Raw genomic sequence first — 2,131 nt, 5'->3', positions numbered from 1 at the left:
GCAGCGGCCGGTTCGCACACGTGGGCCTACGAGGAGGAGGACCAGAACTCGATGACCCTCAGCTTGTCAGCGGAGGCACCGGCCGCGCCGGCGCATCGCTCCGACGTCCGCACCGAGCTCGACCAGCTGCAGGCGCGGGCCCGGTCGGCGGAGGACAGGGCGGCCAACCTGCACCGCGCGCTGGCCACCAACCGACGGATCGGCATCGCGATCGGCATCCTGATGTGCCAGCGCCAGCTCACGGACGACCAAGCCTTCGCGACCCTCAAGGCCGAGAGCCAGCACCGCAACGTGAAGGTACGAGAGCTGGCCGAGACGGTGATCTCCACGGGGACGCTCTGAGCAGTCTCCGGCGTCCGGACCACAGGAGGCGAGCCGGCGCTGATCGTGGAGGGTCGCTCGAACAGGCCGATCCCGCACCCTCGTCATCTCACCACGAACAGGGGTGAAGCACGTGGAGCAGACCCTGGCCGAGCTGGCTGCACCGACGCGGACCCACGCCGCCGTCCGGGGCGAACGCGCAGGTGTGTTCGTCCCACCACGGCCGGGAGAGGGACGATGAGCGGGAGGGAACCGGCGCTCCGTGACCTGCGTCTGGAGTTCCGGCGGCTCGCCGCGTCGTCCGCGACCATGCAGGAACGCGCTTCGGCGATCCTGCAGCACCTCGAGCGGATCCTGGTGTTCGACGCCGGCTGGCTCGCGGTGCGCGACCCCGAGCAGCACCGTCACGTCCCGGTGGCCACCACGGGCGCGGCCGAGCCTCTCCGTGACTACTTCGGCCGTCCGGAGGCCGAGGAGGAGGTGGAGCTGCTGGGCCTCAACCGGCGTCAGCCGCCCGTGCTGGCCAGCGAGATCCCGAGCTCCCTGTCCGAGGTCCGTGCGTGGGCCGATCACCTGCTCCCGGCGGGTTTCCGCCAGGGCCTCGCAGCCGGGCTGTTCACGGCGGAGGGGCGGCACGTCGGCTTTCTCAGCCTGCTCTCCGCCGATCGGACGCGGCCGAACCAGGCTGACCGAAGGGTCGTCGCGGCCCTGACCACGGTGATCGCCGACGACCTGGACCGCACCCGGGACATCGCCGACACCGCCCGGATCGTCAAGAGTGCCGGCGCCGGCGTCGTTCTGACCCGCGCGGGCGACGTCCTGCCGCTGCCGGGTCTCCTCGGCGACCGCCTGCTGGCGCCGGGCTCACCGATCCTCACGGTCGCCGCGGACGAGTTGGCCGACAGCGGGGCGTACATCTCGTTCCTCGCCCCTGTGCCGGGCACCGGCGGCGAGCAGCTGATCCGGGTCGTCGCACTCGACTTCGCCCGCCCGGACCTCGACCACCTCTCCGCCGCGGTGCTCCTGTGCCCACCGGCCGACCTGTACGGCCTCACCGTCCTGGACCTCCGGGTCCTGGGCCTCCTGGTCGAGGGCGCCACCGACATCCCGACCCTCGCGGAGTCACTCCACGTGGCCGGGGAAGTGGAGGTCGACTCCCTGGGACGAAGCCTGGTCGCGCTCCGTACCAGCGATCTCACGGCGGCCGCAGTGCGCGCGCTGCGCGGCGGGGTACGCATCCCGCCCGCGGTGGCGGGAGCGATCTGAGCCCGTCGGGCGCCGACCGGGAACCCACTCGGCGTCACGCAGGGAACGAGTCGGCCATCAGACAGGGCTCGCAGCGCAGCTCGACGCCTGAGGGCAGGTCCTCCACCTGCGTCTCATCAGCGGTCACCTCCACGTTGACGCGGCCGGCCCCGAGGGCCACCCCCTCGACCCGGAGCGGAGCGAAGGCCGGGGGCAGCACGGGGTCGACCCACAACCGCCCTCGCGGAAGCTCCGGGTCGAACCGCAGCAATGTCCGGACGAGGTGGATCGGGGTGGCCGAGGCCCACGCCTGCGGCGAGCAGGAGGTCGGGTAGGGCACCGGCGCGGGGAACTCACCGCGGTCGAAGCCGCAGAAGAGTTCGGGCAGCCGGCCCCCGAAGTGCTCCGCCGCCTCGAGAAGCGCCTCCGCGATGCGCTGCGCCTGCGCCACGAAGCCGTAGCGCATGAGCCCGGCGACGACGAAGGCGTTGTCGTGCGGCCAGACCGAGCCGTTGTGGTAGCTGACCGGGTCGTAGGCACTCATCGCGCTGCTGAGCGTGCGCAC

3 protein-coding genes are annotated in these 2,131 nt (G+C 72.3%); 2 read left to right on the top strand and 1 reads right to left on the bottom strand.

Features of this window, described 5'->3' with window-relative positions; genetic code table 11:
* Together PKE99_RS37280 and PKE99_RS37275 are read left to right on the top strand one after the other, a co-directional pair.
* Window positions 1–342 (top strand): ANTAR domain-containing protein (locus PKE99_RS37280; protein WP_271214994.1); only part of this gene is annotated, 342 nt, incomplete at its 5' end.
* A gap of 216 nt (window positions 343–558) precedes the next feature.
* Complete coding sequence (locus tag PKE99_RS37275) at window positions 559–1,587, top strand: GAF domain-containing protein (RefSeq protein ID WP_271214993.1); 1,029 nt, start codon at window positions 559–561, stop codon at window positions 1,585–1,587.
* Between the two features lie 34 nt (window positions 1,588–1,621).
* Here the strand turns inward: PKE99_RS37275 and PKE99_RS37270 are convergent.
* Window positions 1,622–2,131: amylo-alpha-1,6-glucosidase (locus tag PKE99_RS37270; protein ID WP_369075885.1), on the bottom strand; the 510-nt coding region annotated here is incomplete at its 5' end.

It is taken from the genome of Pseudonocardia halophobica (genome assembly GCF_027922425.1).
Lineage (GTDB): Bacteria > Actinomycetota > Actinomycetes > Mycobacteriales > Pseudonocardiaceae > Pseudonocardia > Pseudonocardia halophobica.
This window is presented reverse-complemented; position numbering and strand designations above follow the sequence as displayed.